At 37.2% G+C, this 23,444-nt stretch carries 21 protein-coding genes; 6 read left to right on the top strand and 15 right to left on the bottom strand.

Annotated features, from left to right (window positions below; genetic code table 11):
- Positions 1-44 precede the first annotated feature (44 nt).
- The 3 genes from MHH64_RS11770 to MHH64_RS11760 form a co-directional block, all read right to left on the bottom strand.
- The gene (locus MHH64_RS11770) at positions 45-362 is read right to left on the bottom strand and encodes a hypothetical protein (RefSeq protein WP_118889019.1); all 318 of its coding nucleotides are present in this window, start codon (positions 360-362) and stop codon (positions 45-47) included.
- A 328-nt stretch (positions 363-690) separates the two neighbouring features.
- Entirely contained in the window at positions 691-921 is a 231-nt protein-coding gene (locus tag MHH64_RS11765; protein WP_095307411.1) for a hypothetical protein, read from the bottom strand.
- Positions 922-1,164: 243 nt separating this feature from the next.
- Positions 1,165-2,061, bottom strand: coding sequence for a DMT family transporter (locus tag MHH64_RS11760; RefSeq protein WP_340001815.1), 897 nt, complete (start codon positions 2,059-2,061; stop codon positions 1,165-1,167).
- A 92-nt stretch (positions 2,062-2,153) separates the two neighbouring features.
- Between MHH64_RS11760 and MHH64_RS11755 the strand changes: the two genes are divergently transcribed.
- Positions 2,154-2,816 carry a GntR family transcriptional regulator gene (locus MHH64_RS11755; RefSeq protein WP_340001814.1) on the top strand — a complete coding sequence of 221 codons (663 nt, stop codon included), beginning with the start codon at positions 2,154-2,156 and terminating at the stop codon, positions 2,814-2,816.
- A gap of 216 nt (positions 2,817-3,032) precedes the next feature.
- Here MHH64_RS11755 and MHH64_RS11750 read toward each other — a convergent pair whose 3' ends face one another.
- The 7 genes from MHH64_RS11750 to pruA all read right to left on the bottom strand — a co-directional run bounded on the left by MHH64_RS11750 (position 3,033) and on the right by pruA (position 13,604).
- On the bottom strand, positions 3,033-5,015 hold the full coding sequence (locus MHH64_RS11750; protein WP_340001813.1) for a methyl-accepting chemotaxis protein: 1,983 nt from the start codon (positions 5,013-5,015) through the stop codon (positions 3,033-3,035).
- Positions 5,016-5,230: 215 nt separating this feature from the next.
- A complete protein-coding gene (locus tag MHH64_RS11745) occupies positions 5,231-6,280 on the bottom strand; it encodes an aromatic acid exporter family protein (protein WP_251659991.1) in 1,050 nt (349 codons plus the stop codon).
- 261 nt (positions 6,281-6,541) lie between these two features.
- Positions 6,542-7,507 carry a bile acid:sodium symporter family protein gene (locus MHH64_RS11740; RefSeq protein WP_095307416.1) on the bottom strand — a complete coding sequence of 322 codons (966 nt, stop codon included), beginning with the start codon at positions 7,505-7,507 and terminating at the stop codon, positions 6,542-6,544.
- Between the two features lie 236 nt (positions 7,508-7,743).
- Positions 7,744-9,135 carry an NAD-dependent succinate-semialdehyde dehydrogenase gene (locus tag MHH64_RS11735; RefSeq protein ID WP_118890292.1) on the bottom strand — a complete coding sequence of 464 codons (1,392 nt, stop codon included), beginning with the start codon at positions 9,133-9,135 and terminating at the stop codon, positions 7,744-7,746.
- A 154-nt stretch (positions 9,136-9,289) separates the two neighbouring features.
- Complete coding sequence (gene putP / locus MHH64_RS11730; RefSeq protein ID WP_095307418.1) at positions 9,290-10,771, bottom strand: sodium/proline symporter PutP; 1,482 nt, start codon at positions 10,769-10,771, stop codon at positions 9,290-9,292.
- Between the two features lie 182 nt (positions 10,772-10,953).
- Positions 10,954-11,961, bottom strand: a complete 1,008-nt coding sequence (locus MHH64_RS11725; protein WP_251659987.1) for a proline dehydrogenase family protein — start codon at positions 11,959-11,961, stop codon at positions 10,954-10,956.
- Between the two features lie 95 nt (positions 11,962-12,056).
- The gene (gene pruA / locus MHH64_RS11720) at positions 12,057-13,604 is read right to left on the bottom strand and encodes an L-glutamate gamma-semialdehyde dehydrogenase (RefSeq protein WP_251659985.1); all 1,548 of its coding nucleotides are present in this window, start codon (positions 13,602-13,604) and stop codon (positions 12,057-12,059) included.
- Between the two features lie 262 nt (positions 13,605-13,866).
- On the opposite strand from pruA, the gene MHH64_RS11715 reads away from it, so the two are divergent.
- Complete coding sequence (locus MHH64_RS11715; protein WP_095307421.1) at positions 13,867-15,234, top strand: sigma 54-interacting transcriptional regulator; 1,368 nt, start codon at positions 13,867-13,869, stop codon at positions 15,232-15,234.
- Positions 15,235-15,390: 156 nt separating this feature from the next.
- Here MHH64_RS11715 and MHH64_RS11710 read toward each other — a convergent pair whose 3' ends face one another.
- Together MHH64_RS11710 and MHH64_RS11705 are read right to left on the bottom strand one after the other, a co-directional pair.
- Positions 15,391-15,540 carry a hypothetical protein gene (locus MHH64_RS11710; protein WP_158586301.1) on the bottom strand — a complete coding sequence of 50 codons (150 nt, stop codon included), beginning with the start codon at positions 15,538-15,540 and terminating at the stop codon, positions 15,391-15,393.
- Positions 15,541-15,973: 433 nt separating this feature from the next.
- Positions 15,974-16,252 carry a CD3324 family protein gene (locus MHH64_RS11705; RefSeq protein ID WP_095307422.1) on the bottom strand — a complete coding sequence of 93 codons (279 nt, stop codon included), beginning with the start codon at positions 16,250-16,252 and terminating at the stop codon, positions 15,974-15,976.
- A 513-nt stretch (positions 16,253-16,765) separates the two neighbouring features.
- On the opposite strand from MHH64_RS11705, the gene MHH64_RS11700 reads away from it, so the two are divergent.
- A complete protein-coding gene (locus MHH64_RS11700) occupies positions 16,766-17,338 on the top strand; it encodes a biotin transporter BioY (RefSeq protein WP_303450168.1) in 573 nt (190 codons plus the stop codon).
- A 40-nt stretch (positions 17,339-17,378) separates the two neighbouring features.
- Here the strand turns inward: MHH64_RS11700 and MHH64_RS11695 are convergent, their stop codons facing one another.
- On the bottom strand, positions 17,379-17,831 hold the full coding sequence (locus tag MHH64_RS11695; protein ID WP_095307426.1) for a hypothetical protein: 453 nt from the start codon (positions 17,829-17,831) through the stop codon (positions 17,379-17,381).
- Between the two features lie 181 nt (positions 17,832-18,012).
- Between MHH64_RS11695 and MHH64_RS11690 the strand changes: the two genes are divergently transcribed.
- The 3 genes from MHH64_RS11690 to MHH64_RS11680 are packed head-to-tail and all read left to right on the top strand — an operon-like array spanning position 18,013 to position 20,025.
- Positions 18,013-18,387, top strand: coding sequence for a GntR family transcriptional regulator (locus MHH64_RS11690; RefSeq protein ID WP_095307428.1), 375 nt, complete (start codon positions 18,013-18,015; stop codon positions 18,385-18,387).
- Positions 18,387-19,262 carry an ABC transporter ATP-binding protein gene (locus MHH64_RS11685; RefSeq protein ID WP_340001812.1) on the top strand — a complete coding sequence of 292 codons (876 nt, stop codon included), beginning with the start codon at positions 18,387-18,389 and terminating at the stop codon, positions 19,260-19,262. Before MHH64_RS11690 ends, MHH64_RS11685 begins: the two co-directional genes overlap by 1 nt.
- Positions 19,255-20,025, top strand: a complete 771-nt coding sequence (locus MHH64_RS11680) for a hypothetical protein (RefSeq protein WP_303450177.1) — start codon at positions 19,255-19,257, stop codon at positions 20,023-20,025. The genes MHH64_RS11685 and MHH64_RS11680 overlap by 8 nt, the downstream gene beginning before the upstream one ends.
- A 221-nt stretch (positions 20,026-20,246) precedes the next feature.
- Here MHH64_RS11680 and MHH64_RS11675 read toward each other — a convergent pair whose 3' ends face one another.
- Both MHH64_RS11675 and MHH64_RS11670 read right to left on the bottom strand, forming a co-directional pair.
- Positions 20,247-21,602: an MATE family efflux transporter gene (locus tag MHH64_RS11675; protein ID WP_340001811.1), complete on the bottom strand. Its 1,356-nt coding sequence runs from the start codon at positions 21,600-21,602 to the stop codon at positions 20,247-20,249.
- Between the two features lie 537 nt (positions 21,603-22,139).
- Positions 22,140-23,306 (bottom strand): hydroxymethylglutaryl-CoA synthase, encoded by a 1,167-nt coding sequence (locus tag MHH64_RS11670; protein WP_340001810.1) that lies wholly within the window; start codon positions 23,304-23,306, stop codon positions 22,140-22,142.
- Positions 23,307-23,444 lie beyond the last annotated feature (138 nt).

The following is a 23,444-nucleotide window of genomic DNA, read 5'->3' as shown; positions in this document are numbered from 1 at the left end:
GGATTGTTGTAAAGATAATCAGAATGCACCCACCCGTGAAAAATTCAATCGTCCAGACTGGCGACCATTATTGTACTGACAAACCAAATTATTACTGCTGGAATATAATATATAATAGCAATACCTATACCACCAATTAGAGGGTAAAGATTATTAAAATATATAATGTTATAGGAGAAGAAAAGAAGAAAAAAGATAAGAGCTTTTAAAAAAGAGCTACCATAGAAGACAAATCCAATTCCAGGAATAATTATGTTTGCAATAGTGCTGACACGTCGCTTGAATGATTTTTGTTCGTTTTTCAAAACAATAATTTCTTTGTGCAGTTCCCTTTTTAACATTTTTACTTCTTCATTTTCCATTTTCAAACTCCCTCGTTTAAAACTTTTTAATTTTCTAATTCCGCAGAACAAACCTGTACCTTCGTCAAAGAAAAAGATGCTAGTAGTCAATCCCAATATTTGCTTATTCGTTATTGCTAGGTCTTTAACAGCATGGCTCGATTGTTGAACACAATCCAATTGGACTCTTTAGCTACTTTGCCGTTTAAGCAATATCTCCTTCTTAAATAATACCATAATATTCAATTAATACACCCTAAAAAAAGGACGACCAAATTAATGATCGCCTTACTTAACACTTTCACCAATGACTTCAAGAAGAGTCCTATCATCATGCAGTACGAACGATTTATTTGTCCTCGCCATCAACAAATCGCAGCATTCCTTTACCAACAGATATAACATCCTCCTGATTAAAAATAATATAAGCTGTTTTTCCAATATATTTCTCACATTCAAATTCACCGAGAACTGTCACGTACCCCTTTTCAAAAAAGTATATGAGTTGCCTACCATGTTCCTCAACAGCACTTAAATCGTTATGTAAATATGCTTTAATCGGCTTATCGTATAATCTCACGTAAAATCATATCCTTTCCAATTACCTCCCAAATAAACTGCCCTTTTTTACCATGGTAAAAACATCCGATCAACGTAAATTGAATAGTCGCTCGAGTTTCTTGATAAGGATTCCTGTTATTTTAATAACTTAATACGAATCCTTAAAAAACCAAAAAAAAGGTTATTAACCCAAAATGTCTAATCAACTTTTAAATTATGCTCTTTTAATATTCAAATTCTTATCTGTGGGATTAATCAGTCATTAAGCATTTTTTGCTTGTTTTGATAAGACCTTGTTTGTACCACTTTGCCATTTTAAGAACAGATAAATCCCAATAATGATTAAAGAGCCGCCAAATATCTCTACAAATGTTAACATTTCATTCAGGAAAACAATAGCTAATAATGAAGCACCGATAGGTTCACCTAAAGTACTCATAGATACAGTGGTTGTATTTACATAATTCAACAATAAGTTATATATGATATGTGCCCCAGTTGGAAAAATGGCAAGTAATATAAATACCATCCAATCATTAGCTGAATAACCGTTAAGAGGAATTTCACCAATGATATTAAAAATAATCATGGTTGTACCCGCAAAAAAGAAAACTAGAAAGCTGTAAACCCAATGATTAATTGATTTCACGTTTCTTTGACCAATTAACAGATAAAATACTACAGAAAAAACAGATAGTAGTGATAATATATTTCCAAATAATACATCTCTGCCTAACCCAAGGTTACCTCCTCCAACAATAGCAACTCCAAAAAAAGCAATGCCCAAAGTTAAAAGTGTACGTAAATGTATTTTTTCTTTAAAGAAAATAAGCCCTCCAATTAGTGCTATCGCTGGCTGTAATGCTAATATCAAAGTAGAACTTGCAACAGATGTATGATTAAGTGATTCAAACCACAATCCAAAATGACCCGCTAAAAACATACCCGCGAAGATAATAGCAAGCCATTCTTTTCTTGTAATCTGTTTTAGTGTTTTTCTATACTTTAGAACAAACGGCAATAATAACAGACATCCTAAAAACATCCGATACATAACCATAATGGTAGAAGGTGCATTAGATAATTTTACGAAAATAGCTGATAAAGAAATACAAACAATTGTAATAACAAGTAAAACATTTATGTTTTTCGGCTTCATATAAATTCCCCTCCAGACTTGAATAAACTCATCATAACTGATATATTACATATTAAATATCAAAAAGTAAATACTTTTTTGCGGGTGATAAAATGAATTTAAAAGGGAATAAAATTAATCGTGTATCGATGCGTAATAATGCTTATGAAATCATTAAAGATGCCATTATATCTGGTGAATTAAAACCTGAGATGAAGATTAAGGATAAGGAATTATCAGAGCAATTAGGTATAAGCCGGACACCAATAAGAGAGGCTATGTTAAGGTTAGAGGATGAGGGTTTTATTGTTAGCAAACCGAATAGTTTCACCATGGTTGCACCTATTAACATTACGGAGGTTAAAGAAACTTATAGCATAGTTATTGCTCTGGAATCACTTGCACTACAAGAAGCATTCATTCACACCACTCCTTCACAATTGAAGCAGCTTGCAGAAATAAATAACCTTTATAAGAGTGCTATTGAAGAAAGCAACGCCAAAAAATGTCTCCAATACGATATTGAGTTTCATGGGCATATTGTTAGAATGTCTAAGAATAAAGAGCTTGAAAAGCTATTAACTAAATTAAAAGAGAAAATAATAAGAATAGAATCATTCTACTTTCATAATGCCATCCCAAAACAAAAGTCTATTAATGAGCATGATATGATTATTGATGGGTTGGAAAATAAGAAATATAAAGAAGAAGCGGTAGACACGCTTAAAAATAATTGGTTGAATAGCCTTAAAAACATATTATCTGAAGATAAGTAGTTTAAGAGGTGAAACAAACTATGAATAAGTCGGAACACACCTCGCTTTAAAGGATATTGAGATAAACCTTTTATTATTATTTGTTAAGAATACTACATAAGATCCTTGACATCTAATAAAGAAAGCCATCTAAGTAGATGGCTTTCTTTTGTCATATTATCCTTTGTCTAGTAATTTCGTAAATGCTCCTCAAAACAACACCTGGAAGCCACAGACTTATAATTTAAATTTCTGTACAAGCCCATTCAATTCTTCTGCTAGGTTAGCAAGCTGGGATGATCCTGCAGCAATTTCATCCATCGAACTGCTTGATTGCTCCGAGGTTGCTGCGGCTTCTTCAACTCCTGCAGCTACTTCTTCTGAAACAGAAGCAATCTCTTCGATTGAAGCATTCATCTCCTGGCTGCTTGCGACTACTGCAGACAAGTTTTCTGCTGTTGCTTGAATATTTTCAGCCATATCCGTTACAGAAGCGCTGATTTTATGGAATGTTTCTCCTGTTGACTTAATTTGCGCTGTTCCAGCTTCAACCTCTTGATATCCCGTCATTAACGCATTTGCAACATCGCTGGATTCGCGTTGTATGTTCGTTGCAAAACCGGTGATATCAGAAACCGACTCTGATACTTGCTCAGCCAGCTTTCTCACCTCATCAGCTACAACGGCAAATCCTTTTCCTGATTCTCCTGCTCTTGCCGCTTCAATCGCAGCATTTAAAGCAAGTAAATTTGTCTGGCTGGCAATATCTTGAATTACTTCGACAAGCTTTGTGATTTCCTGCGATTGTTTATCCAACGTTTCCATCTTTGTAACCGCTTCTTGGACAATGGCATCGATTTTCACCATTTGAGAATCCGAGGATGCCATCAATTGCATGCCCTCTTCTGTCATGTCTATTATATCGAGGGAAACAGTTCGAATTTGTTCTCCTTGTTGATTCGTTTCTTGGACACTAGAAGCAAAACTTCCCATCGCACTTGCAAGCTCACTTGCGCTATTTGCTTGTTTTTCAGTACCTTCAGCAATTTCCTGCATAGTAATTGCAATTTGCTCGGAGCCAGTTCTTACCTCCTGCGATGATTGTGTCATTTCTTCGCTCTTTGCCGAAACATTTTCTGATGCTTCAGCTACCTTTGATAAAGTAGCATGCAAATTGTCACGCATGGTTTGCATTGCACGTGTTAATTGTCCAACTTCATCTTCTTGCTGATTATCTTTAATCGCTATTCGTAAATTGCCTTTCGATAACTCTAGCATAAGCTCTGAGATTCTCCGTATCGGATTCGCTATCGTTTTGCTGAAGCGAATTGATACAAATAGAGCGATAATAATAAAGCCGACAACCATGATTACACTAATCCAGGAAAGCTGACTGTTTGTTGCACCAATTGTAGATATATCTTGTGAGATGCCAATGACACCAATTATTTCATTTCCTGTTGGACTAAGCATTGGTAAATAGGATTCCAATGTTTCCTCATTATGGTGTGAAATCTTTTGACCATTCATCACATTAGCTAGAATAGAAGCATCGCTCATCGTTCTTTCAATATTTTCTTCTTCAGAGGATTCCACAATTGTACCTTCCGTATTATACAAATTAATGGTAACGCCCTTTAGTTTTTCTTGTAATGCTTCTAGAAAATGATCATCGACACCCATCTGCAACGTTCCGATAATTTCCTGTTGATAAGAGATCGGAACAAAGGCTCTTACCGAAAGTCCAGATGTCCCAAATTCAAAACCAGAAATAGACTCGCCATCCAACGCATATTGAATTGCTTCCAAATTACTTTTGTCATCCCCATACTGAGTCGGTTCATGACCCCTTAGAAATACAATTCCATCTGTATCGCCATACTCAATTTTGTCAATCCCATGCTCTGAAAACAGTCGTGAATAAATGTCATTTACAAGATCTACTAATGTTTCACGGTCTCGTTGATGGTAAGCTTGTACGAACTCCAAATCTTGTGAATAGATTTCCGTTATTTTTTGGAGCTCTTCTGCAATGTTATCAAATTCTGATTGAATAATATGCTCCATCGTTTGCTGCTGGTCATCAATCAAATCATTGAACCCACTGTTCGTTGTTATCCAGATGACCGTTATGGTTATCCACATCGGTACAATCGTTAATACCAAAAATATCGTTAATAGTTTCTTTTTTAAACTGTCCATCCTTAAAAACTTTCTCATTCAATGCTCCCTCTCAACCTCTTTTAGAATATTGCACCCATTATAGTATCGGTAAACAAACAAAAAATTGAAGCGGAATGGTTGTTTTAATTCATTTCATAAAAACATATAATTAGAAACAGTAAAAACCAAAAAGGCTATGACCATTTTATTTTGGTCACAGCCTCTTTTTTTACATCCCATTTCGATTCATATAAAAAAATTGAATCAAAGCCCTAGCTCTTATTTCGTCTTTGTTGATTAATTCGAACCAGACGCTCTAATTTATCAAGCTCATAAAATAACTCAATAATACTATTCGCAATTGGAAAAACGTACGTCCACTTTTCAAAGTCAGATCCTTGCAGGGCATCAATGATATTGTTAATGGTAACCTGCATTGCTACTTTCGTTTCTTTTTGCAAATCCTTATCCAAAATAACCTTATCTTCATACATTAATAAAACATTTTCGCTGTAAGCATTAATTTCAATAACCAACTTTTTGATTAAGTGAAATTTAGCACTCGATATATTTTCGATATTTTTAAAATTATTCTCCAGGTGCTGAATCAATGTATGTTTTTTTCGTAAAACTTTAATCATATGCTTATAAAGAATAATTGTTCGTAAGAAATCCGGACGCTTCTTAATGAACAAGCTATTTCGTTCATCGGAAATAATTTCATAATAATCTCGTGTACGCTGGATCATCTTCTCTAATTCTTTATCTTCATCCTTCATTTGCGGAACGCTCATTGTTTGATTCGGAATAACCCGGAGAAGGAAATTCGTTTTCTCACTTGCATTTTTTATCATCGAAAACAAGATTTTCTGATGGTCTGGTGGATATACAAGCACATTAACGATAAATGCGGATAGCACACCAATTGCAACAAGTGATAAACGTTCAATAATGTAAATGAAGTTAATTCCAGCGTCACTGACTAGCATAATTGTTACAATAGTCAGCACTGTTAAACTAACCGTCTTATTCAAACCGAGCCGTATGTTAATCGCAATGGAAATAATAACAACTGCGGCAACAGAGATTGGATGATTACCAAGCAATACCAATCCAGCTAAAGCAAACGCCACTCCCACGCTGTTTGAAATAACTACTTCTTTAATATACTTGAACGAACGCATGATAGATGGCTGCATCGCTAGTACAGCCGCAATTGCTGCTACAAGCTCCAACTCTAATCCAATTAAACCGGTAACGAGTAATGTCAAAGCCACCGCAAGGCCGGTTTTTACCATACGGGGCCCAATATTAAATTCCATTCTTTGCACCTCTCTAGCAGTAGTATACCCTTTTCATCTATAACTGTCACTATTAGGTTTTCGGCAATTTTTTTACAATTTTATTACGAAAGATTGTTATGAAAATTAATTGCTTACAAGCCTTTTATCATTAGTAGCGAATATTCGCGACTTCAGTTGTGTAGATGAATCAACTTCTCGTAACATCAGTTATGAGAGGTTCGAGCAAACGGTATAGTCTTACTTATGCAAACAGGAATGACTTTATACGAAGTACTTAATTTAACCAGCTTCCTTCGTTTGTTCCGATTTATTCGATTGTTCGATGCTTCGCTTTCCCCACCATGTTGCTAAAATAGGACCAGAAATATTGTGCCATACACTAAAAATTGCACTTGGTACTGCAGCGATTGGTGCAAAATGCGTCAGTGCCAATGCGGCGCCAAGTCCTGAATTTTGCATTCCAACTTCGATTGAAACAGCTTTCTGATCTTTAAAATTTAACTTAAACAACTTCGCAATAACATAGCCCACAAGGAGACCCAAACAATTATGCAAGACTACAACAGCAAATATTAACAGTCCTGTCTCAGCAATCGAGCCTTTGTTTACCGCGACAACAGCAGCAGCCACTGCAACAATACCAATAACTGAAACTAATGGCAAAACTGAGACACTTTTATCTACTTGTTTACTAAATAAAAGACGAACGATTACTCCTAGCACAATCGGCAATAATACGACCTGTACAATCGACATAAACATATCACCAAACGATACTGGAAGCCATTGACTTGCAAGTAAAAATGTAAGTGAGGGTGTCATAATCGGTGCAAGCAAAGTTGAAACAGAAGTAACTGTAACCGATAATGCCGTATTACCTTTCGCCATAAATGTCATAACATTCGATGCTGTTCCCCCAGGACAACATCCAACAAGAATGACACCAACTGCAACCTCTGGCGGCAATTGGAAAAGATGTGCTAAACCAAATGCTAATAACGGCATAATGGTATATTGTGCCACCACTCCAATAAGTACACTTTTCGGTTGTTTAAAAATGCCTTTAAAATCATTTACGGATAATGTTAATCCCATCCCGAACATGATAATTCCTAAGAGGAGTGGGATACGTGGAGCAATCCACGCAAAGCCAGCAGGATATAAATAACTAAATATTGCGAAAATAATGACCCAAAGTGCGAATGTACTTGTTGCAAAATTACTGATTTTTCCTAATGTCTTCATCTAGCTGTTCCTCCTGCGTTCCTAATTATGTATTGAACGTTTTTCGTGTAAATGATTCGTTAAATGAAGATTCTATCATAATTCTATATAGAAAGATAGCTATTTTCTGTTAATTTAAAATAAAGCGTATTCATTTCAATTTAACAATGGACGGCTTGCCATCTATACATTGCATTCAATTTTAATAAGGAAAAACCTGCAAGAGAACGCTGCTCCTACAGGTCTGGTTTTTTTAATTAGATACCAATTGAAAAATACTTCACTTCTAAATATTCTTCCATACCATGGTGACCACCTTCGCGACCGAGTCCGCTTTCCTTGAATCCCCCAAACGGAGCTTGTACAGTAGAAGGCATGCCATCGTTAATTCCAACAATTCCATATTCCAGCTTTTCTCCTATACGGACTGCTTTTGATATACTTTCTGTGAATAGGTAAGCAGCTAGCCCATATGGCGTGTTGTTAGCGCGATCAATCACTTCCGATTCTGTCGTAAATGTTGATATCGGTGCCAACGGTCCGAATGTTTCCTCATTCATACACAGCATCTCTTCGGTTACCCCTTTCAGTACAGTTGGTTCAACAAAATATCCATCTGATTCCTGATAGGATTCCCCTCCGTGAATAAGTTCAGCACCTTGATCAAGCGCATCCTTTAAATGTTGATTAACTTTTTCATATGCATCTTTGTCAATTAATGGGCCAATATCTACCCCTTCATCCATGCCATTGCCAACCTTTAGCTGGCTAACTTTTTGCTTAAATTTATCCGTAAATGCATCTACAACGTCCTCATGCACATAAATTCGGTTACTGCAAACACAGGTTTGCCCTGCATTTCGGAATTTCGAACGTACTGCCCCTTCTGCCGCTTTATCAAGATCCGCATCATTCATGACAATTAGTGGTGCATGTCCACCTAATTCCAAGGATATCTTTTTCACCGTGTCAGCCGATTTACGCATCAGAACCTTTCCAACCTCGGTAGATCCCGTAAACGAAACCTTGCGTACACGTGTATCCTCCATCCAAGCGTCACTAATTTCACCTGAATCTCCAGGTAGAATTTCTAGAACCCCCTCTGGTATCCCAGCTTTTTGCGCTAAATTCCCAAGTTTTATTGCTGTTAGCGGGGTTGCACTCGCAGGCTTCACAACCGCTGTGCAGCCTGCAGCCAGAGCGGGGGCTACTTTTCTAGTAATCATTGCCGCAGGGAAATTCCATGGTGTAATGGCAGCAATTACTCCTACTGGCTGCTTATGTACCATGATCCGTTTATTACGGGCCGAAGCTGGGATTGTTTCCCCATAAACGCGTTTTCCTTCCTCAGCATACCAAGAAATGAAGTTATTGGCATACGTAACTTCACCCTTTGCTTCTTCAAGTGGTTTTCCTTGCTCCAGCGTCATTGTCTTCGCAATATCTTCCACTTCTTCCTGAATCAAGTGATGCCATTTCATTAACAGCTCACTACGCTCTTCTGCCGTTCTCTCCGACCACTCCTGGAATGCTTTATAAGCACGGTCTACTGCTGCAGTTGCTTCTTCCTTACCAGCACGTGGGATGGATTCAATCTTTTCACCGTTCGCAGGATTAACAACATCAATCATTGCTTTTGTTTCTGACATCTTGCATTCCTCCTACATATTATTTGTCCTCTATTCCATACTATTACCTACTTTTAAATCTATGAAACATTTTAGTAGAAATCAAGTATCCTTTTGATGGACATATGTAAAACGAGCCCTGCCAATAGCAAGACTCGTTCGTTCATAATCATTCCTATTTTTCTCTTTTAATAATTTCAAGTGTTTCATTGAATTCATGCTCTACCGCTTCATTTCGCTTATATGTCAGTAGACTGACAACGACCGCAACTAGTAAACATAATAAAAAGCCTGGTACAATTTCATATAGGTATTTGGAAAGTTTGGAAGTTCCCCAAACAAATACGGTAACCGCACCAACAATCATACCCCACATCGCACCGATTCCTGTAATTTTTCTCCAATATAGTGTTAGAAGAATAATTGGTCCAAAGGAAGCCCCAAAGCCTGCCCAGGCAAAGGATACAAGATCAAGAATCGTATCGTTTTGCTGCCAAGCAAAAATCATGGCAATGGCCGAAACAAATAATACAGCCAACCTTCCAAGATTCACAAGCTGCTTATCACTTGCATCTGATTTAAATACAGCCTTATAAATATCTTCAACCAATGCCGAGGAGGTTACGATTAATTGTGAGGACACCGTACTCATAATCGCTGCCAATACAGCTGCAAGCATGATTCCGGCAATAAATGGATGGAAAATAATTTGACCTAATTGGATAAAAACTGCTTCATGGTTTGTTAATGTAATATCAGGATTTTGCTGAAAATATGCAACACCCACTAGAGCAGTAGCTGCTGCACCAACTAAAGAAAGAAACATCCAGCCAATTCCGATTCTCCTTGCTTTTTTCGTTTCCTTTACCGATTGAATCGCCATAAATCTTACAATAATATGTGGCTGTCCAAAATAACCTAATCCCCACGCTAAGGAGGAGATGACTCCAGTAGCTGTTGCTGTTGCAAAGAAGCTAAGCAGTGTTGGATCAAATTCTTGAATTGTACTTATCGTATCGCCAATCCCACCAGTTAGAAAAACACCGAAAATCGGGACAAGGACAAGTGCAAGAAACATCATCGTCCCTTGTACCACATCCGTAAAGCTAACCGCAAGGAAGCCACCAATAAATGTATAGACAATGGTTACACCTGCAACAACAAGTAGACCCGTATGATAGTTATAACCAAATGAGCTTTCAAAGAAAACTCCACCTGCTACCATCCCTGACGAAACGTAAAATGTAAAATAAACTAAAATTATAATACCAGATACGATTCGTAATACTTTTGAGTTATCTTTCAACCGATTATCAAAAAAGCTCGGAATGGTAATCGAATTATTTGATACTTGTGTATAAACGCGAAGTCGTGGTGCAACAAAAATCCAGTTTAACCAAGCACCAAGAAGCAGCCCAATTGCTATCCAACCTTCTACAAGCCCTGAAAGATAAATAGCACCAGGAAGTCCCATCAATAGCCATTGTGACATATCTGAAGCTCCAGCACTAAGTGCCGACACCGTCGCATTTAGATTTCTTCCTCCAAGCATGTAATCATCTAAGTTCGTTGTTCGCTTGTATGCATACAAGCCAATGGCTATCATTGCAATTAAATAAAGGATAATTGCAAGTAGCTGATATGTATAATCTGACATGTAATTCCCCCTTTGATTGAGCATTTTTCAATTTTAAAATTTTTATAACGCGGTTTAACTGAATTAGTTTTTTAGAATTATCGCATAAAAACGTGGATAAAACCAATTTTTAATAAAAAAACATAGAGTTAAATTGGTATGCAAGTAAAAAGTTTTGCTCGTACTTGCATCAAATCTTTCTGCTATACTAGCTTTTTATTTCGCTTCTTTCTCCATAATACAAACAACGAGAAAGCTGCTGCCCCAGTAATAATTGGTGATTTTTTCAGTTTATTTTCTTTCGTATAAAAGACATCCTTCATTACGAGATTCAGATTTTGCGGTCGCTCTGCTAAGCGGCGCATGAAATAGCCGAACCAATCCGTCCCAAAAGGAATATATGTGCAAAATTTATAGCCTTCTTGCCTCAGCTCACTATGCATTTCTGTACGAAATCCATAAAGCATTTGAAACTCAAACTTATCCTTACGTATATTATTCTCCTTTACAAACGCTTTCATTTCATTGATGATTTGATGGTCATGCGTAGCAATTGAAGTAAAAGCATCACCTAGTAAGCGCCCCTTCGCAAGCTTAACAAAATTGGCATCAATATCTTCCTTTGATTGAAAAGCTACCGCTTCGCTTTCTTTGTATGCACCTTTCACCATACGAATGCGAACATCCTGAAGCTGTTTTAGATCGTCCTCTGCTCGATATAAATACGTCTGTATTACGGTTCCGATATTATCAAATTTTTGTCGTAATACTTCTAGAATCTCGAGTGTCTTTTCATAATGTATATATTTTTCCATATCGATATTGATAAAAATATTATAGGATCCAGCTTTCTCCAAAATCTCAACCATGTTCTTTATGCAGAATTCCCGGTCAATATCAAGACCGATCTGGGTTAATTTCAAGGAAACATGACAATCTAAATTTTCTTCGTGAATTTTATCTAACACACTTAAAATTTCAGCTTTAGCAAAAGCCGCTTCTTCTATCTCATACACGAATTCCCCTAAATTATCTAATGTACAGGATATTCCATGAGCATTTATTTCTTTTACTGTCTCTACTACACTATCAATATCGATTCCTGCAACAAACTTTTCTGCCCCAAGCCGAAATCCCCATTTTTTTGCATTTGCATTTAAAATTTTATTGTTTGATAAACTAATAAAAAAATCTCTTGTTAGATTTCCCATAGCTGCCGCTCCTTTAAAAGTTACTTGTTCTAAGTTAAGCCCTAGCCTGAACGTTAGTTTTGCGGCAAGCCTTTCACCTGCCGCAAAACCATCCATTAAAATGTTTCTGATACAATTTTAGCTTCTAGAAAATGCTGCAAGTAATCTGGTCCACCTGCTTTGGAATCAGTGCCTGACATCTTAAAACCGCCAAATGGCTGGTATCCAACAATGGCAGCTGTACAGCCACGATTGAAATAAAGATTTCCAACATGGAAATCATAACGTGCTCGGTTTAAATGCTCACGGTTATTTGAAATAACTGCACCAGTTAAGCCATATTCTGTGTTGTTCGCGATTTCCAGCATTTCATCAAAATCTTGAGCTTTGGCAAAGGCTACAATCGGTCCGAAAATTTCTTCCTGCATGATTCTAGCGCTTGGATCTACATCTTTGAAAATCGTTGGATGAATAAAGAAACCAGTGGAGTCATCGGTTTTGCCACCATACGCAAGCTCGCCCTCTGCTTTTCCAATTTCAATGTAATCTTTAATTTTATCAAACTGCTTTTGATTCACGACGGCACCCATATAGACATTTTCTTCAGTTGGGTTTCCAACCGACAGCTTCTTCGTAAGAGCAATCGATTTTTCAAGTACTTCATCATACACATCTTGGTGAATTACAGCTCTCGAGCAAGCAGAACATTTCTGTCCAGAGAAACCAAATGCAGAGTTAACAATCGCATCCGCAGCCAAATCTAAATCCGCATCTTTATCCACAATAATTGTGTCTTTTCCACCCATCTCAGCAATGACACGCTTTAGAAATTGTTGTCCTTCCTGTACTTTGGCGGCACGTTCATAAATTCTTGTTCCAGTTGCACGAGATCCAGTAAAGTTAATAAAATGTGTTTCTTTATGGTCTACAAGGTAGTCACCAATTTCTGCTGGATCTCCTGGTACAAAGTTCAATACTCCTCTTGGCAAACCAGCTTCCTCTAACACTTCGACTAGTTTATAAGCAATAACTGGCGTGTTTTCCGATGGCTTTAACAGCACTGGATTTCCAGCTACAATCGGTGCTGCCACGGTCCCGCATACAATCGCAAAAGCAAAGTTCCATGGTGGGATAACAACACCAGGTCCCATTGGTTGGTAAAAATACGCGTTATGCTCATTTGGACGATCTGCTAACGGCTTTCCTTTTCCTAGCTCAATCATTTGACGACCATAATATTCTAAGAAGTCGATTCCTTCAGCAGTATCTCCATCAGCCTGATCCCAGGGCTTTCCAGCATCGAGAACTAGCCATGCGGAGAATTCATGCTTGCGTCTGCGTACAATTGCTGCTGCTCGGAATAATAGATCGGCTCGCTCCTGTACTGACCATGTTTTCCAAGTTTTAAAGGCACGCTGTGCACTCTCCATAGCCTGCTCAACATGATTCTTCGTTGCTTTTGACACTTTCCCGATAATTTGTTCTTTATTGCCAGGATTTATTGAAACAAGCTTATCTTCTGTAAATATTTTCTCTCCATCAATTACGAGTGGATATTCTTTTCCTAACTCACCCTTAACCTGCTCAAGTGCTTCTTGAAACTGTTGACGATTTTGATCATCTTTAAAATCTGTAAATGGCTCGTGTTTAAATGGCAAAACCATTGAATATACCTCCTTAAAATTAATAAGAATTCAGCTAGAATAATAGTTTTATTTCCTGCCTCATCAATGAACAAGCAAATTTCATGCCAACTTTTTATTTTTTTTACCTTTTCAACGAAAACGCTTACAGTGATAAGGTTTTTTTTATTGTTTATGTTCAAACATGTATAAAAATGGCCAGGCATCGTTGTACACTCTGTTTACATAAGTGTAAAAAATATATACAATATTCTTTACACTAGAAATTGTATGGAGTGATTTGATGGCTCATGAAAAGTTCTACCTTAATACAATTCTTTCTTTAGAAGATGATGCAATTACAATTATTGATACCGATCAACAAGTTCATTTTTGGAATGCTGCTGCTGTTCAAACGTATAATATTGAACAATCCGCTATCCTTCACCAACCAATTACCAACTTTTTTCACAGTGATGATTTAATTGTGTTACAGGTGCTTGCATCACAGGAACCAGTTAAAAACACGTATCATCAGCCGCGTAAAGATAAGCATGTCGTAATAAACGCTGCTCCAATATATAATGAAAAGCAGGAGTTAGTGGGCGCTGCGTCCATTGAAAGAGATATCACGCAAATTGTAAAGTTAAATAACAATTTGGAAACAACAGCTGCAGAGCTAAATGAACTTAGGCAGAGAGTGAATATGAACCATGAGGAAACACCATTTTCAAAATTAAAAGGAAGGAGCTTTTCCCTTCAACAGACGATTCAAATTGCTAGAAAAGCTGCAAAAACAAATGCCACAACACTCATTCTTGGCGAAAGTGGAACCGGAAAAGAAATATGCGCAAGAGCCATTCACGAAGCAAGCGATCGAAAGAGTGGACCCTTTGTTCCAGTGAACTGCGGAGCTATCCCAAGTGCATTATTTGAAAGTGAGCTATTAGGCTATGAAGGTGGATCATTTACAGGTGCAGAGAAGAATGGAAAAGCAGGAAAAATTGAAATGGCACATGGTGGGACTTTGTTTCTCGATGAGGTTGGAGAGCTCCCATTAGAAATGCAAGTTAAGCTGCTTCGGGTGCTTCAGGAAAACCGGATTTATCGAATTGGCGATTCTACCGGCAGGAAAGTAGATGTACGATTTGTCGCAGCAACAAATCAAAATCTAGGAGTGCTTATGGAAGAAAAGGAATTCAGATCAGATTTATTTTACCGATTAAACGTCATTCAACTGACCATGCCCCCGCTCCGAGAGCGGATTGATGATATCCCTGAGCTGACGCAATTATTTCTTAAACAATTCGCTATCCAGCATCAAGTTCCGACCCCAGAAATTGAACAGGACGCAATTCACATTTTACTCGAATACGACTGGCCAGGAAATGTTCGTGAACTTCGAAACTTTATGGAACGCATTATAATTCTTTCCGAAAAACCATTTATTACAAAACAGGATATATTAGATTACTTTCCTAATCCTACAATTCAACAAAACCGTAAAGAATTAGTGACGAGCCATTTACTGCCGCAAGAAAAAGCAGCGATGGAAAGGCAACGTATTGAAGAAATGCTGAGGCAAACGAATGGAAACAAAGCGCTTACCGCGAAGAAATTGGGTATATCCCGTATGACACTGTATAATAAAATAAAAAAATATGGGATTTAAAGGATTAGGGATCTATAAAACAGACTTCATTTTATCGTAAATTACAAAAATGCCACAGCGTGTTTATTCACTCATTGTGGCATTTTCTTTATTCCGGCGTATTATTTCTCAATATCGAATTTCTCTTCCGTTCACTGTTAACCAGTCTTCCCACTATTATCCAAATACGTTCAATAGCATCGCAATGCTCATTTTCCAATCTATTTGATAACTTTTATTAAATGTTCGATTCCCATAGGTTTCATTTTTTATTTTTTCCATTCGGTCATACGCAATACTTTTATAAATAGCAATGTCCATTTGCACGATTGCTTCCTCCCTTATTGTTGATTCTATTTCATCATACAACTGGGAAGACTTCTGGTCGTCGGCTCAGGGCCTGAAATTCGGTAACAATTATTTCCTACCGTAGCTTCAGAACCTCTACATCTTAGGTCTGAAAATATGTTCTATATAACCTGGCAGAGAAAGCTTCTTACGGTAGAGTAAAATCATTTGTTTAGGGTCTCAATTATACGAGAGCCACCTCATTTAATTTAGTTAACATCCCTGTTACCTCCTTTCTTAAAAATCAATTGCTACATACTTATTAACGCATGGATAGGGCTGTACAAACAAGTGAAAAAATAATTATAATCGTTTTATACAACTCTTCAACCGGCGCTAAATTATTTGAACCCGAAAAAGCGTGAAGCTCCATTTAGCAGCTTCACGCTTTTATAACATATATGATAAGCACTCAATCATGATTATTCCGCACTTTATAAATGATTTTTCGAATGCTGTCAATTGACAAATGAAACTTCCGTTCTAATTCTTCCAATGTTTTTCCATTATTGTATAATTGGAAAATTTCTTCATTCCGTTTTGCGATTAACGCTCGCGATCCACTCACTTCTCCCCAGCCTGCCCGCTCACTTTTTGCTTTTGGGATATAAATCAAGTCACCCTGAATATATTTCTGCATTTCTTTCAGCAAACTAGGGGGAAGGACCTCTTTTGCATTTTTGTATTGCACGATTTACGTCCTCCTTGTTAACCTGTACATCTATATCAAAATCGAATTGTATGATGCTCATCTCACACCTACTCCTTTCCTTGAATTTTATTTATAATGACATACTACTCTACTGAAAAGTATAAACGATCTTTCCGATTATGGAAAGATGCTAATTTTCTGAATGAAAACTCCAAATAAATGGGGCCGCAAGACACGGCCCCAGGTAGAGATTCCCGCTATGCGGAAATCACCTCTGCATTTGTAATCAATATAATCAGCCTCCTTTCACAAGAGTCTATCGGTCCGACATCTTAATTAACGCATACCTACCCTACTGCTCTCAAGAGAAAGAATAATTATAATTGTTTTATCCTTTCCCGCATTTGCAAACTAAGATTATTTCATCATTGTCAACTAATTACAATTTAGGTTGACAATGAAACTTCCTTCGACGTATAATCCAAATAGTAAGATAATTAACCAGCCAAATAAGCCTTCTAAAAATTTAATTTGAATAAGGAGCTTTGTATGATGAATGAAAAAAGCAAGAGACTTAGAATTCTACTCAATTGTTCGATTTTCGCAGCAATAACAGCAATTTTAGCGCAAATCGAAATCCCACTGCCATTAATTCCGATAAGCGGACAAACTCTAGCTGTCGGAATTGCCGCTACTGTTTTAGGCAGTCGTCAGGGTGCTCTAGCAATGTTATGCTATGCAGCCATTGGCGCAGTCGGAATTCCTGTTTTTGCAGGCTTTAGTGGCGGACCACAAGTATTAGTAGGTCCATCAGGAGGTTACATTTTCGGCTTCATTGCAGCCGCCTATATCACCGGGTTAATTTTAGAAAAAACTAGGTTTACGGTTCGTATGGCCTTGATTGCCAATATTGCGGGGATGTTTGTTACACTGGTATTTGGTACAATCCAACTAAAAATTGTTTTAGATTTAGGCTGGAATGCAGCTTTAACAGCTGGAGTGTATCCATTTCTTATCGTCGGTTTCATCAAAGCATATCTAGCAAGCTTGATTGGTATCGTTGTACGACAACGATTAATTCAAGCGAAGCTGATTAATGGTGCGCAAAAAGAGATTGCTTCTTAAATGGATGTCGAGGGACGCCAATGTTCGTCCCTCCTTCGCTTTACAGATCTCCAATTAGACTTTTAGCGAGATAAACATTTATTAATAGACAATTATTTTCATTCCTCACAAGCTCAGTAGTCCAATTTCCTGAAATCATTTCTTCAAGCTGCTTCGCCTGCTCCTCACTTATTCTCAACTGACAAAAACCATCATCTTTTAACTCATAATCACGATCTTCGAGTTTATCAAATTTCAGTTGCAATAAATTTTTCAGACCATTGAATGTAACAAATTTTATGGAATACCCTTCAATTAAAATCTTTTGAAACTCCGCTGTCCCTAGCCTTTCTTCAAGCTGAATCAATTCATTAAAATCAAAGCTTGCATGATAAGTACGAAAGCCTTCCATATCTTTTCTTTCTACCTGTTGCATAATTTCCTGATTAGACACACCGTTTTTTCGGAGTGTTTCAATTATGTAAGCATCCATTAACGAAATCTTGTTCACCATTTCCATTACCTCCTGTATGTATTTCTGCTTTCCTTTATTGATTACAAAGTAAGACTCCCAACTCATTATACCTTTTCACCCATTTTATCAAAAATTTATTGACAGTATAAATTCCACCTGTTATGGTTATACACATAAGTATATAACCATAATAGAAGATAACCAAAAAGGAGGGTAGCCAATGAAACGTAATTTTGATGAAGATAAACCAATTTATATACAAGTACGAGAACAAATTGAAGATCAGATTATCAATCAGCAGTTGAAAGCGAATGACCAGGCACCTTCTACAAATCAGCTCGTTCATTACTATAAAATCAACCATGCGACAGTTTCTAAAGGAATAAACCAGCTTGTAGACGAAGAAATACTATTTAAGAAAAGAGGTATCGGTATGTTTGTAGCTGAAGGAGCAAGAGACAAACTGCTTGAAAAACGACGTAAATCATTTATGGAGGACTATATCGTCACACTTGTTCAAGAAGCCAATAAATTAGAAATTACGACAGAGGACATTCTCACCTATATTAAAAAAGTGAAAGGAAGTGGAAAGTAATGCATATTAAAGCTACCAATCTGCAGCTTGCATATGGACGTGACCCGGTACTCCATGACATGAATTTTGAGATACACGAACCAAAAATCTATGGACTGCTTGGAAGAAATGGTGCAGGTAAAACATCGCTCCTATCCATTATTGGATCATTCCGCGAAGCTACTTCTGGCGATTTACGAATTAATGGTGTCGCCCCATTTGAAAATGCTCAGATTATGCAAGATGTAACATTTATGTACAATAAGGATTTTACTGGTGAAACAGATTCCCCATCAACTATCGTCAAATATCTTGGGCGCTACCGTCCACATTTTGATTTAGAATACGCGATGAAACTAATAAGAAAATTCAAATTAGAAGATAATAAATCAGTAGCCAAACTATCAAAAGGTAAGCAATCTGCATTTAATGTCGTTGTTGGATTAGCGAACAGGTCACCAATTACGATATTTGATGAAGTATATCTTGGAATGGATGCACCAGCTCGCGATTTATTTTATAAAGAACTATTAAAGGATCAAGAATTGCATCCACGAATTATCATTCTGTCTACCCATCTTGTCTCAGAAATGGATTATTTATTTGATGAGGTAATGATTATTCATGAAGGAAGAATACTTCTCCAAGAACCCTACGATGCAATCGTTTCTCGTGGTGTAACTGTAGTCGGAGGCAAGGATGCTGTGGCCAGATTTGCTGCAAACAAAGAAATACTTAACGAGGAGCAATTAGGAGACACAAAATCTGTAACGATTTACGGTGAAATGAATGAAGCCGATCGATTAGCTGCTTCAGAATTAGGGCTTACAATTGGTCCCGTATCACTCCAAGATCTATTTATCCAGCTTACAAAGGAGGATGATGAACATGAATAGACCTAGTCTTTTCCCTAAAGTTTCCTTGGATTTATTTTGGGTACAGCTTACTTGGACGTTTTGGGCACTCGGTATTCACCTCATCATTAATATCGGTAAAATTTTCTTAAGCGAACACCTAGATACATTCTACAGTGCCAGCTATGTAGCAGGTAATATTTATATGTTCGTCATCGGTATTATTGCCATAAATTTTCTGCCCTATTATGTAGAACATGGTATAACACGTAAAGATTATTTCCTTGGAAATGTGATTGCAAGTTTTGGCTTATCTATCGTTATTCCGATTCTCACCTATCTGATTAGCTTGGTAGAAAAATTAATTGTTACTAATTTTTCTCAGATTGCATTAGCAGACCGTACGTTAGAGGATATTGTTATCGATATTGACGGTAATATTATTGGTGAGGTTCTTTTATCGTTCCTACTAACACCATTTATTAGTCCGGAATCTAATATTTTTCTCTCACTTGGCTTATTCAGCCTACATCTATTCGTATTTTATCTTGTTGGCTGGCTGATTAGTGCTGCATTTTATCGCATAAACGTTCTTTTCGGTATATTATTTATTGCTGTGGCAATTGCAATCATCGCAGTTAAGGACTCCATGATACGAATAGTGCTAGATATACCGCTATTCGAAAACTTCTCAGCATTAGATATTGTTCCAAATGGCTTGGCATGGCCGATCGTATTCGTTACAGTACTTATAACAATTATACTTATTCGTCTGTTAACGAAACGTGCTGCATTAAAAATATAGAGTGAAACTTCATTCAGTGGGGATTCTCTTCCTCCCTACTGAATGTTAGGACTGTATAGAAAATCCACAGATCCTTGAACATAATATTAACAGGACTATCCCCCAACCTATCATGTTTTGGTTCTCTTCTGCTTAGAGGTGGGGAATTACAGCCCGTTAATACGATAAATATAGAAAAGGCCGATGCTTTCAACAGCAGCGGCCTTTTTACTTCAAAATACTTAGGCAGGATCTTTCCTCACTTTCTTCCTTAGCCAAGGCTGTGATTTCCAACGTCTAAAGGCAAATATTCCACGTACCCATTCATCTACACCTTGAGCTAGCCAGACTCCCAAAAGTCCTAGTCCAAGAGAAATCCCAAACACATAACTTAGCACTACCGCAAGTCCCCACATAGAAATGATCCCTATAATTACAGGGAACCGGACATCCCCTACTGATTTTAATGAACCCATCAAGACCATATTCACCGCACGACCTGGTTCTATAAATACGATTGCCCATAATACTGGAAGTGCAACAGCAATAATCATTGGATCCTTTGTAAATAACCCAAGAAGGCTTTCCCCAGTAAATGCAATAATAAAGGAAATAACTACTGAAACGAAAAAGGCAATCCGAAGTGTTTTTAACCCTCGCTTTAATGTTCTTTTATACTGTTTTGCCCCTATATAACGAGCAACTAATATTTGTGTCCCTTGTGAAATTGCCATGGTAAACATGAAACAGAACATTGAAATATTTAAAATATACACCCTAGCTGCTAAAGCTGCATCCCCAACTATTGCTACAAAGCTCGTTATCACGACTTGCGACAGTTGATAAGATAACTGTTCTCCCGCAGACGGAATTCCAATACCCATTAATTTTTTTGTGTTCGTCTTGTCGATCTTTAAAATATCATTGATTCTGTATCGAATCGCAAGGCGTTTATAAACGAAAAATAATAGCGCAAATACTAAAAATAACCTTGCAACAATTATTGAAATGGAGACTCCAACAACTCCTGTCACCGGAATTCCAAACAAACCATTAATCGCTATGAGGAAACCGATGATGCTAATCACATTCATCACGATCGTTACAAACATTGTCTCTCTCGTATGTCCATAACTGCGTAAAACTGCACTTAAAGCCAAAGCGACTGCTTCAAGACAAAGAGATAAGCCAGTAACAACTAAATAAGTATGTGCGTAACCATAGACTTCCCCACTTAGCCCATAAAAGTTTAGAAAGATCCCTCCAAATATAGCAACAATAATCGTCATACCAATACCAATCCAAAAGTTAAGTCCGAAAGCGGATCTTGCAATGGTACGAGCCTCTTTAATCTGGTTAGCACCTAAATTCTGACCGATTAGAATGGTTGCTCCAATCGCTGTTACGTTAAATACCAAAATAAATATGTTCATTATCTGGTTTGCAACACCAACACCCGCAACAGCATTATCAGAGTATCCACTCAAGATTAATGTAGCAATAATACCCACGCTCATATGAAGAGATATTTCAATAAACAGTGGCCATGTAAGGTTAAACAGCGACTGGTCCTGGTACTTATTTTTTTCAACACTCAATTTTGCTCATTTCTCCTTCACGCTAAATTTCAGTCATTAGAAAACTTGGCATTTGTTAAAGGAATTCTTAAGAAAGTGTTCTTTGCTTTCTTAGAAGCCTCTATACATCGGAGTGCAAGCCTTTAAGCCAATGCCTTAATTGCACTTATGCAGATTGAAAATTTTATATTTTTCTATCTGCCAACATAATTTTCAACCAATTTAATAATGATAATGCATATTAACTAGAAATCTCCCTCTGTAATGTGAAACGCTTTGCTGCGGGGTATTAGCACATTAATGCTAAATGTATTCCAAAACCCATAAAAGAATGCAGTATTTGCATTAAAAAAGACCGTCTGAGAAATCGCAAAATCGCGACCTTCCAAGACAGCCTCATCTGCTATAAATTTGTTTCACTAGTATATTTCCCTAGGAAGAAGTGAATATTATCTCAAAATGTACTATTAGAATATTCTAACATAAAATTAAGCTAATTTCAATTTTTTATGATAACGTGTTTGTATATAATCTAGAAGTTTCTAGTATACTGAATTCCTACTTCCTTACATACAAACGCTTATTATCTTCTACTCCACTTAGGCAAATTGCAGCAGTATCCTTTGTAATATCAAGCTCTAATGTCGAACCATCAACTGGTAGGGTCTCCTCAAATAGTTTTTCATATTCGGGAACAGTTACTTCCATTCTTGAATCAAATAAATGTTTATGATCATTGATGTGAAGATGTTCACGATAATCGGACTGTAGAATCCCAGTAAAAAATTCTCCAACAGCGCCTGAACCATAGCTGTATAAACCAACCCTTGATCCGGCTTCTAATCCCTCGTTAAGTTCAAGAAGCGATAACAAGCTTAAGTATAAAGATCCCGTGTAGATGTTTCCAACGTTTCGATTATATTGCGTACTTACTTGATAATTCGCAACCAATCTTTCGTTGTCTTCCTCTCTACCTTCATCTAAAATCGTACGTAACGCCTTTAATCCCATCTTTGTATATGGCAAGTGGTAACAAATTGCCTCAAAATCTTTCAATTCAAGACCTGACTTTTCTTTATACTGCTCCCAAACCTTCGAAAAGAAGTATATGTATTGCTCATTGGAAAACTTTCCATCAACAAACGCTTTGTCAGAGTAAATCGGTCTCCAGAAATCCATAATGTCATTTGTAAAATAAGCACTATGCTCTTCAAGGACCATGATTCTTGGATTTGCACTAATCACCATCGCAACTGCTCCTGCACCTTGTGTGGATTCACCGGGGGTATTTAGACCGTACCTCGCGATATCAGAACCTATTACCAATACCTTGCTTTCCGGATTTAATGCAATATGCCCTTTTGCCAATTGAATTCCAGCAGTTGCACCGTAGCATGCCTGCTTCATTTCAACAGTACGTGCATGGGGATTTAACCCAAGTAAATTATGTACATAGACCCCTGCAGACTTCGAGTTATCAATACCTGATTCGGTACCAAAAATAACAAAATCGATTTTCTCTTTATCTGCCTCGTTTAAAATCCCAAGTGCAGCGTTCGCAGCCAATGTAACCGGGTCTTGTGTAATAGGCGGAATCGCCATTTTTTCCTGTCCAATTCCAACGGTGAACTTTTCCGGCTCTATGTCTCTTGCAACAGCTAATTTGTTCATATCTACATATAAATGCGGTGTATAAAAACCTATCTTATCAATCCCTATATTCAATGCCCTGCTCCTTTACAACTACCAAAATTTTATACTGTACTGCTTCGTGAAATAGTGCACAACTATTATTTTTTAAATTAAACAACAGTTAAATGATAATATAATGTATTACGAAAAACAACTCATTTGAAGTTAGAT

Source organism: Oceanobacillus sp. FSL K6-0127 (genome assembly GCF_037983385.1).
Taxonomy (GTDB): domain Bacteria; phylum Bacillota; class Bacilli; order Bacillales; family Amphibacillaceae; genus Oceanobacillus; species Oceanobacillus profundus.
Note: the sequence above shows the minus strand (reverse complement) of the source record. Positions and strands in the feature narration are given on the sequence as shown.

Coding starts and splice junctions, on each gene's coding strand:
- MHH64_RS11740 (WP_095307416.1), bottom strand. CDS start 7,507: ATGAAGACATTAGGAAAAATCAGTAATTTTGCAACAAGTACATTCGCA.
- MHH64_RS11680 (WP_303450177.1), top strand. CDS start 19,255: ATGAATAGACCTAGTCTTTTCCCTAAAGTTTCCTTGGATTTATTTTGG.
- putP (WP_095307418.1), bottom strand. CDS start 10,771: ATGTCAGATTATACATATCAGCTACTTGCAATTATCCTTTATTTAATT.
- MHH64_RS11755 (WP_340001814.1), top strand. CDS start 2,154: ATGAATTTAAAAGGGAATAAAATTAATCGTGTATCGATGCGTAATAAT.
- MHH64_RS11725 (WP_251659987.1), bottom strand. CDS start 11,961: ATGGGAAATCTAACAAGAGATTTTTTTATTAGTTTATCAAACAATAAA.
- MHH64_RS11750 (WP_340001813.1), bottom strand. CDS start 5,015: ATGAGAAAGTTTTTAAGGATGGACAGTTTAAAAAAGAAACTATTAACG.
- MHH64_RS11770 (WP_118889019.1), bottom strand. CDS start 362: ATGGAAAATGAAGAAGTAAAAATGTTAAAAAGGGAACTGCACAAAGAA.
- MHH64_RS11695 (WP_095307426.1), bottom strand. CDS start 17,831: ATGGTGAACAAGATTTCGTTAATGGATGCTTACATAATTGAAACACTC.
- MHH64_RS11735 (WP_118890292.1), bottom strand. CDS start 9,135: ATGTCAGAAACAAAAGCAATGATTGATGTTGTTAATCCTGCGAACGGT.
- MHH64_RS11760 (WP_340001815.1), bottom strand. CDS start 2,061: ATGAAGCCGAAAAACATAAATGTTTTACTTGTTATTACAATTGTTTGT.
- MHH64_RS11745 (WP_251659991.1), bottom strand. CDS start 6,280: ATGGAATTTAATATTGGGCCCCGTATGGTAAAAACCGGCCTTGCGGTG.
- MHH64_RS11715 (WP_095307421.1), top strand. CDS start 13,867: ATGGCTCATGAAAAGTTCTACCTTAATACAATTCTTTCTTTAGAAGAT.
- MHH64_RS11700 (WP_303450168.1), top strand. CDS start 16,766: ATGAATGAAAAAAGCAAGAGACTTAGAATTCTACTCAATTGTTCGATT.
- MHH64_RS11685 (WP_340001812.1), top strand. CDS start 18,387: ATGCATATTAAAGCTACCAATCTGCAGCTTGCATATGGACGTGACCCG.
- pruA (WP_251659985.1), bottom strand. CDS start 13,604: ATGGTTTTGCCATTTAAACACGAGCCATTTACAGATTTTAAAGATGAT.
- MHH64_RS11690 (WP_095307428.1), top strand. CDS start 18,013: ATGAAACGTAATTTTGATGAAGATAAACCAATTTATATACAAGTACGA.